Origin of the sequence: Bartonella sp. LB28NMGDW (assembly GCF_042194435.1) — a bacterium.
In the GTDB taxonomy this organism is placed as follows: domain Bacteria; phylum Pseudomonadota; class Alphaproteobacteria; order Rhizobiales; family Rhizobiaceae; genus Bartonella; species Bartonella grahamii.
Window position 1 is genome coordinate 1 of the sequence record NZ_JBHIMX010000118.1, and the last position, 848, is coordinate 848.

1 protein-coding gene is annotated in these 848 nt (G+C 35.6%); it reads right to left on the bottom strand.

The genetic code is table 11. From position 1 onward, the window contains the following. Positions 1-778, bottom strand: a 778-nt coding sequence (locus ACFIKG_RS09530) for a type IV secretion system protein (protein ID WP_375652226.1), incomplete at its 3' end; no start/stop codon positions are given. Positions 779-848 lie beyond the last annotated feature (70 nt).

An 848-nucleotide genomic window follows, 5' to 3' on the forward strand; every position in this document is an offset into this window, starting at 1 on the left:
GTATGGTAGGCATCCCGTTTGTTTCATGGTTAAAAATTTTCATATCAAGTTCGCGTCTTTTCCTTTTGATAAGTGATCGCTCGGCATTACGTAAATGCGCTACCATTTGCATCTTTATAGATTCATTTTGGATCATTGCTAACGAACCATCGATATGTGCTTGAAGATCTGCAATGTCTTTCAGGTTTTCTTTTGTTTGAAGTTCATCGAATAGCTCTTTAAGGTATTGAAAACGATTTTCTACGTTTTCAAAAGTTTTTAAAGTTAAAGCTTTATCTAGAGACGATATAAATTCTAAACGGGCAAAAATAGAGTCACCTACTTGATCAAAAGTCCCAGAAATTTTGTTTTCTTCCTCTAATACCTTTTGATATGATTCCCTTGAAAGCTTATCTTTCTTATAGAGCGATTCAGGCTCTTTGAGAAAAAAACTAGAAAAGTCTATTTTCTGAGGTGCGGTTTTCTGACTCTTTGTTATAGCTTGATAGGTTTTTTCTGTTTGCGAAAGTTGTTCTTTTTTTAACTCAAGCTGTTTTTTTAAGAGCTCAATAATTTCCCCTTTTCTTAATAGCTTAATAAGCTCCAAATATTCTGCTGGTGGAGCAGGTGATTTCGGTGAAGCAGGTGATTTCGGTGAAGCAGGTGATTTCGGTGAAGTAGGTGGTTGTGTAAAATATGTCTTCCCGAGTGAATCTATACCATCAATATTCACTGCATGTGCCAAATTTATCATTCCCCAAATGGTAATCATTCCTGTTATAATAAATCGCTTTTTCATCTGTCTCCTCGCTTAATTTCGGCAGGGATTGTTTTATTAATAGGCACACGGTTCCTATCATTTGGCTGTT